Source organism: Inquilinus sp. (assembly GCF_057815775.1).
In genome coordinates this window covers 1-7,275 of record NZ_JBYRFX010000355.1, presented here as the reverse complement: position 1 = coordinate 7,275, position 7,275 = coordinate 1, and the positions used below count along the sequence as shown (strand labels likewise).

Sequence of the window (7,275 nt, the reverse complement as noted above, 5' to 3'; positions counted from 1 at the left end):
GCGCCGGACGTCGATCGAGAAGCCGGCCTTGCCGGTGATCTTGGCCGGCGTGTCCAGCCGCGGCACATGGGTGCCGATCAGGGTGAAGGCCTTCGGGTCCTTCAGCGTGACCTCGGCCGGCGGCGCCAGCGTCGCGGCCTGGGCCGCCAGCTCACCGAAGCGGGCGGACTTGCCCGAGGCGGCATGGGTGACGACGCCCTTCAGCACGGTGATCTCACCAGCCGGGACGCTCCAGGCAGCCGCTGCCGCCTGCACCAGCAAGGCGCGGGCGGTGGCACCGGCCTTGCGCAGCTGGTCCCAGGAATTGGCGGTCGAGGTCGACCCGCCGGTGCCCTGGATCGGCCCGAGCAGGGTGTTGTTGTAGAGCTTGGCGTCGGCCGGGGCGAAGCCGAAGCGCATCTGCGCCCAGTCGGCGTCCAGCTCCTCCGCCACGATGGTGGTCAGGCCGGTGGTGACGCCCTGGCCCATCTCGCAATGCTTGATCAGCACCGTCACGGTGTCGTCGGCCGCGATGCGGACGAAGGCGTTCGGGGCGAAGGGGGCGTCGCCGGCCGCGGCCATGGCCCGGCTGACCAGGGGCAGGTGGGTGGCGATCACCAGGGCGCCGCCGAGGGCGCTGGCGCCCTTGAGGAAGGAACGGCGGTTCGGCTTGGCATCAGCGACGGCCGGGGCCGGGGCGGTGAGGGATTTGGCGTACATGGATCCGTTCCCCCTATGCCAGCGTCGAGGCGGCGTCGTGGATCGCCGCGCGGATGCGCTGGTAGGTGCCGCAGCGACAGATATTGCCGTCCATCGCCGAGACGATGTCGTCATCGGTCGGCTTCGGCGTCTGGCTCAGCAGGCCGATCGCCGACATGATCTGGCCGGACTGGCAGTAGCCGCACTGCACCACGTCCAGCTTGGTCCAGGCCGCGCGGACGGCCTCGGCGACCTTGCCGGTCACGCCTTCGATGGTGGTGATCTTGCTGTCGCCGATATCGCCGACGAAGGTCTGGCAGGACCGCACCGGCTGGCCGTCGAGATGCACGGTGCAGGCACCGCACAGCGCCTGGCCGCAGCCGAACTTGGTGCCGGTCATGGTCAGGTGATCGCGCAGGGCCCACAGCAGCGGCATCTGCGGATCGATGTCCAGCTCGTGGTCTGCGCCATTGATGTTCAGTTTCACCATTGGTCGATGTCCCAATTTGAGTGCGGTGCGAGCAGGGCCGGGCACCGCGCCGGGGCTGGTCGTGTCCGCTCTAAGCTGGCGGATCTTTGTCCTAGATCGAATATTCGATCTGGTTCCGGTCAAATCAACGTCAGCGGGCCACTGCGCGCCAGCAGCCCTCGGCAATGTCGTCCAGCGCCGCGTCGTCCAGCGGCGCGTCCTGGGTTCGCCGTGCCAGGCGCGCGGCCACGGCGAAGGTCAGGTCCTGGACGATATCCGGCGGCAGCGCCTTGAACGGGCTGTTGCCGCCGGCCATGCCCAGCCGCTGGGCCAGGCAGGCGAAGTTCCGGTCCTCGCGCGCCAGCGCGGCGAGCTCTTCGGGCCGGTGGTAGGGGGAGTTCTCATACTGCTCGAGAAACTGCGCCTCCTGCCGGTGCGTGCGGTAGAAGGCGTAGGCGTTCAGCCAGGTGCGCTTGAAGCTGTCCTTCGGCAACAGGCCGTCGAAATCACCCTCGACCAGCGCCCGCCCCTTGATCGTCTTTACTTCGCGGTAGAGGTCGCGGATCAGATCGTCCTTGCTGGCGAAGTAATGGTAGATGACGCCCGGGCTCGCGCCCGACTGCTTGGCCACCAGCGACATCGGCGTGTCGTGGAAGCCACGCTCGGCCACCAGCGCCAGGGTCGCCTTCAGGATCGCCTCGCGCTTGCCGTCGCCATCCATGAACCGCACCCGATCGAACGTTCGTTCTAGTACGGTGCGAGGAAGCGGGCTGTCAAGGCGAACCGGACCGGTTCAGCGCTTGCTGCAGTCCAGGATGTTCTCAAGCGCGGCGCCGGAGCCGGCGAGGGTGAAGGGCTCGGTCACGGCGGGGTCGGCGAGGGAGACCCTCAGCGTCTTGCCGTGGCGCAGGGCCTCGACCAGCGTTTTCATCTGGTCGGTGGTGAAGGCCTTGGCGGGCCCCCAGTCGAAGCTGGTCGATGCTTCCTCGACATCGGCGGTCATCGGCACCAGCGTGGGTTTGCCGTTGACGGTGAAGGTCACCGGGACCTGCGGCGCGGCCAGGGTCAGCTTGCGCGGCACCGAGAACAGCACATAGGGGCCGGTGCGGATCGCCGAATTGTCGGCCTGCGACAGGTCGGAGCAGTAGACGCCGAGATGGGCGCCATCCGGGTTGGTCAGCCCGGCATAGGCCGTGCCCATGTGATAGCCGGTGCCCCAGCCTTCCGCCTCCTGGGCCGTCGCGGTGGCCGCGGCAAGCAGGACGGGAAGGGCGAAGGCAGCGAAGCGAATCACGACACGGTCTCCAGAAGCGAAGAAGGGCACGTTTCCGTGCCCTTCCGAGTAGATCACATATCCAAGAGGATGCGCTGCGGATCCTCCAGGCACTCCTTGACCCGCACCAGGAAGGTCACGGCTTCGCGCCCGTCGATGATGCGGTGGTCGTAGGACAGGGCCAGGTACATCATCGGCCGGATCTCGACCTTGCCGCCCACGGCCATCGGCCGTTCCTGGATCTTGTGCATGCCCAGGATGCCCGATTGCGGCGGGTTCAGGATCGGCGTCGACATCAGCGAGCCGTAGACGCCGCCATTCGAGATGGTGAAGGTGCCGCCGGTCAGGTCGGCCATCGACAGCTTGCCGTCGCGCGCCTTGCGGCCCAACTCGCCGATCGTCTTCTCGACCCCGGCGAAGGACAGGGTATCGGCGTCGCGCACCACCGGCACGACCAGGCCGGTCGGCGTGCCGACGGCGACGCCGATGTCGTAGTAGTTCTTGTAGACCAGGTCGTCGCCGTCGATCTCGCCATTGACCGCGGGCAGTTCCTTCAGCGCGACGATGCAGGCCTTCAGGAAGAAGGACATGAAGCCCAGCTTCACGCCGTGCTTCTTCTCGAAGCTGTCCTTGTACTGGTTGCGCAGCGCCAGCAGCGCCGTCATGTCGACCTCGTTGAAGGTCGTCAGCATGGCGGCGTTGGTCTGGGCCTGCTTCAGCCGGGTGGCGATGGTTTTGCGCAGCTTGCTCATGCGCACCCGCTCCTCCCGGTCCTTCTGCGGCCGCGGGCCGCTGTCCGGACGGGTGAAGGCGGGGATCTCGATCACGGCGCTGGACGCAGGCGCAGCCGGCTTGGCGCCGGACGCGGCGGTCTGCGCGTCTTCCTTCAGGATGCGCCCACCCTTGCCGCTGCCGGCGATGGCACCGGCATCAAGGTTGTTCTCGGCGATGATCTTGGCGGCCGAGGGCATGGCGATCGGCGCCTCGCCATTGCCGTTGACCTTGGCGGTGGGGGCGGCGGGCGCCGGTGCCGCGGCGGGCTTGGCCGCCGGGGCTTCGGCCTTGGCCGCAGGCTTGGCGGCCGGGGCGCCGGAGCCCTCGCCGATGCTGCCCAGCAGGGCGCCGACCTCGACATTGGCGCCTTCCTCGGCCGCGACCGATTCCAGCACGCCGGCCGCGGTGGCGTTGACCTCGAGCGTCACCTTGTCGGTCTCGAGCTCGACCAGGGGCTCGTCCATCGCGACGGCCTCGCCCGGCTTCTTCAGCCAACGGGCGACGGTGGCCTCGGTCACCGACTCGCCCAGCGCGGGCACCTTGATCTCGACGCTCATGAAGTCTCCATTCCTTCGACCGGCCTGTCCCGGCCAATGGGTGGTGTTTTAGGCGGGTGGTGTTGTTGCGGGGCTCAGCCGACCGACAGCGCTTCGTCGACCAGCTTGGCCTGTTCCTGGTTGTGGCGGCGCAGCAGGCCGGTGGCCGGGGCCGCGGCCTCCGGACGGCCGGCGTAGCGCGGCCGGCTGCTGTGATGGCCGATGTCGCCCAGCACGGCTTCGATCTTGCGGTCGACGAAGTACCAGGCGCCCTGGTTCTCCGGCTCCTCCTGGCACCACACCACCTCGGCGTTCGGATACTTCGCGAACTCCGCGCGCAGCGTCTTGCGCGGGAACGGGAACAGCTGTTCCAGCCGGATGATGGCGACGTCCTTCAGCCCGCGCTCGTCGCGCTCCTTCTTCAGGTCGTAATAGACCTTGCCGGAGCAGATGACGACGCGCTTGACCGCCTCGCCGGCCACCAACTCCGCCGTCTCCGGCAGCACGCGGTGGAAGGTCGAGCCATTGCCGAAATCAGCCAGGGTCGAGACGCATTCCTTGTGGCGCAGCAGCGACTTCGGCGTGAACACCACCAGCGGCTTGCGGAAGTCGCGGTGGATCTGGCGGCGCAGCGCGTGGAAGTAGTTGGCCGGCGTGGTCAGGTTGACCACCTGCCAGTTGTCCTCGGCCGATTGCTGCAGATAGCGCTCGATGCGGGCCGAGGAATGCTCCGGCCCCTGGCCCTCATAGCCATGCGGCAGCAGCATCACCAGGCCGGACATGCGCAGCCACTTCTGCTCGCCGGACGAGATGAACTGGTCGATGATGGTCTGGGCACCGTTGGCGAAGTCGCCGAATTGCGCTTCCCACAAGGTCAGGGCCCGCGGCTCGGCCAGCGAATAGCCGTATTCGAAGCCCAGCACCGCGAATTCCGACAGCGGGCTGTCATGGACTTCGTAGGTCGCCTGGCCGTCGCGGACATGGTTCAGCGGGACGTAGCGCTCCTCGGTCTCCTGGTCGACCAGCACCGAATGGCGCTGGCTGAAGGTGCCGCGGCCGGAATCCTGGCCGGACAGGCGCACCGGGATGCCCTCGGCGACCAGCGTGCCGAAGGCCAGCGCCTCGGCCGTCGCCCAGTCGATGTCGCGGCCGGTCTCGATCATCTGCGCCTTGGCCTTCAGCTGGCGCACGACCTTCGGATTGACCTTGATGCCGTCGGGCACGGTGCTGATGGCGCGGCCGACTTCCTGCAGCAGCGCATCCGGTGCCGCGGTGGCGCCGCGGCGGTCGTCGCCGGCGGCGATGGTGAAGCCCGACCAGGCGCCGCCCAGCCAGTCCGCCTTGTTCGGCTTGTAGGTGGTGGCGGCCTCGAACGCCGCCTCCAGATGCTTCTGGAAGTCGCGGACGATGCCCTCGGCCTCCTCGGCCGTCAGCTGGCCTTCGTCGACCAGCTGCTTCGCATACAGCTCGCGCACCGAGGCGTGCTGGGCGATGGTCTTGTACATCAGCGGCTGGGTGAAGGCCGGCTCGTCGCCTTCATTGTGGCCGAAACGACGGTAGCAGAACATGTCCACCACCACGTCATGGCCGAATTCCTGGCGGAACTCGATGGCGATGCGCGAGGCATGGACGACCGCTTCCGGGTCGTCGCCATTGACGTGGAAGATCGGCGCCTGGACCGTCCGCGCCACGTCGGTGCAGTAGGGGCCCGAGCGGGAATAGACCGGCGCGGTGGTGAAGCCGATCTGGTTGTTGATGACGAAATGGACGGTGCCGCCGACGCGATAACCCTTCAGGTCGGACATCATCAGCGTCTCGGCCACCACGCCCTGGCCGGCGAAGGCGGCGTCGCCATGGATCAGCAGCGGCAGCACCGCGGTGCGGACCTCGTCGCGGCGCTGCGTCTGCTTGGCGCGGACCTTGCCGACCACGACCGGGTTGACGCATTCGAGATGCGACGGGTTCGCGGTCAGCGACAGGTGGATGACCTTGTTGTCGAACTCGCGGTCGGACGAGGTGCCGAGATGGTATTTGACGTCGGCGGAACCCTGCACGTCCTCGGGGTTGGCCGGGTTGCCCTGGAATTCCGAGAAGATCGCGGTGAACGGCTTGCCGATGACGTTGGTCAGGGTGTTCAGGCGGCCGCGATGGGCCATGCCGAACACGACATCCTCGAGGCCCAGCTGGCCGCCGCGCTTCAGCACCTGCTCCAGCGCCGGGATCATCGCCTCGCCGCCATCCAGGCCGAAGCGCTTTGTGCCGGTGTATTTGACGTTCAGGAAGCGCTCGAAGGTCTCGGCCGCGGTCAGCCGCTCATAGATGGCGCGCTTGCCCTGCGGCGTGAATTCGGTGCGGTTCTCGATCGTCTCGATACGCTCCTGGATCCAGGCGCGGATGGCCGGATCCTGGATGTGCATGTATTCGACGCCGATATGGCCGCAATAGGTGGCGCGCAGCCGGGCCACGATCTGGCGCAGCGTCGGCGTGTCCAGGCCCAGCTGGCCGGCGACGTAGATCGGCCGCTCCAGATCCGCCTCGGTGAAGCCGTAGCTTGCGGGGTCGAGGTCCGGGTGCGTCTTGCTCTGCACCGTCAGGCCGAGCGGGTCGAGATCGGCCAGCAGGTGGCCGCGCACGCGGTAGGCGCGGATCAGTTGCATCGCCCGCAGCGTGTCGTGTGCGGCACGGCGCAGTGCGTCGACATCGGCCACGGCTGCCGCAGGGGTCGCCGGCGCGGCGCCGGGCTTCACGCCCTTGGCGAGAACCTCGGCCGGGGCTTCCAGGCCGAAGGCTTCGCCCAGGCCGTTCAGCTTGACCGCCGGGACGGCGCCGTTGCGCGGCCCCCAGGACGGGCCGGCCTCGGCCTCCACCTCGCCGTCGCCGAGACCGGCGAAGAAGGCACGCCAGCTCTCGTCGACCGAGGCTGGATCGGCCCGGTACCGCTCATGCAACTCGGCGATGAAATCGGCATTCGGGGCGAAAAGGAAGGAACTGTGTTCCGACGGGCTACCCATCATTCTCAACGACCGGTGTCCGGCCGTTTCCCTGGCGGTCGGCGGCCGCATTGACGCCGCGACCGGGCGGTCCCTTGCGGGACGGGTCCAAGTGGCGCGCAACCTACGCCGAAAGTGTTTGCGATGAAAGGTATGTCGGGCGCTGCTTGAGCAATTTCCGACGCCATTACGACAGATCACCCACGCAAAGAACGCAAACGCGACATAGGGTTTGGAAAGGAAAGGTCGAATCTGTCCCAGTTGGTGTCGCCGCTGGTTGATTCGATCGCGTCCGGCCGGCCGGCGTTCGCGCGCCAGCCATGAAAAAAGCCCCCGACCGGCAGGACCGGTCGGGGGCTGGTGTCATGATGCGGTCGGACCGATCAGCCGCGCATCGCCGCGAGCATGGTCTTACCCAGGGCAGCGGGGGATTCGGCGACGGCGATGCCGGCGGCCTTGAGCGCCTCGATCTTGTGGTCGGCGGTGTCGTGGCCGCCGGAGATGACGGCACCGGCATGGCCCATGCGGCGGCCCGGCGGTGCCGTGCGCCCGGCG

General features: G+C 68.0%; 6 protein-coding genes and 1 pseudogene. All 7 read right to left on the bottom strand.

Annotated elements, in window-relative coordinates:
- Positions 1-699: molybdopterin cofactor-binding domain-containing protein (locus tag AC3XYG_RS12805; RefSeq protein ID WP_489140221.1), on the bottom strand; the 699-nt coding region annotated here is incomplete at its 3' end.
- A 13-nt stretch (positions 700-712) separates the two neighbouring features.
- Positions 713-1,168 carry a (2Fe-2S)-binding protein gene (locus tag AC3XYG_RS12800; RefSeq protein WP_489140220.1) on the bottom strand — a complete coding sequence of 152 codons (456 nt, stop codon included), beginning with the start codon at positions 1,166-1,168 and terminating at the stop codon, positions 713-715.
- Between the two features lie 130 nt (positions 1,169-1,298).
- Positions 1,299-1,868, bottom strand: coding sequence for a TetR family transcriptional regulator (locus tag AC3XYG_RS12795; protein ID WP_489140219.1), 570 nt, complete (start codon positions 1,866-1,868; stop codon positions 1,299-1,301).
- Between the two features lie 72 nt (positions 1,869-1,940).
- On the bottom strand, positions 1,941-2,441 hold the full coding sequence (locus tag AC3XYG_RS12790; RefSeq protein WP_489140218.1) for a YfjT/YkfB family phage-associated protein: 501 nt from the start codon (positions 2,439-2,441) through the stop codon (positions 1,941-1,943).
- Positions 2,442-2,494: 53 nt separating this feature from the next.
- Complete coding sequence (gene odhB / locus AC3XYG_RS12785) at positions 2,495-3,751, bottom strand: 2-oxoglutarate dehydrogenase complex dihydrolipoyllysine-residue succinyltransferase (protein WP_489140217.1); 1,257 nt, start codon at positions 3,749-3,751, stop codon at positions 2,495-2,497.
- Positions 3,752-3,825: 74 nt separating this feature from the next.
- Positions 3,826-6,741, bottom strand: a complete 2,916-nt coding sequence (locus tag AC3XYG_RS12780; protein ID WP_489140222.1) for a 2-oxoglutarate dehydrogenase E1 component — start codon at positions 6,739-6,741, stop codon at positions 3,826-3,828.
- A 362-nt stretch (positions 6,742-7,103) separates the two neighbouring features.
- Positions 7,104-7,275 (bottom strand): annotated as a pseudogene (locus AC3XYG_RS12775) (succinate--CoA ligase subunit alpha); the annotation flags it as partial.

Coding starts and splice junctions, on each gene's coding strand:
- AC3XYG_RS12800 (WP_489140220.1), bottom strand. CDS start 1,168: ATGGTGAAACTGAACATCAATGGCGCAGACCACGAGCTGGACATCGAT.
- AC3XYG_RS12795 (WP_489140219.1), bottom strand. CDS start 1,868: ATGGATGGCGACGGCAAGCGCGAGGCGATCCTGAAGGCGACCCTGGCG.
- odhB (WP_489140217.1), bottom strand. CDS start 3,751: ATGAGCGTCGAGATCAAGGTGCCCGCGCTGGGCGAGTCGGTGACCGAG.
- AC3XYG_RS12780 (WP_489140222.1), bottom strand. CDS start 6,741: ATGGGTAGCCCGTCGGAACACAGTTCCTTCCTTTTCGCCCCGAATGCC.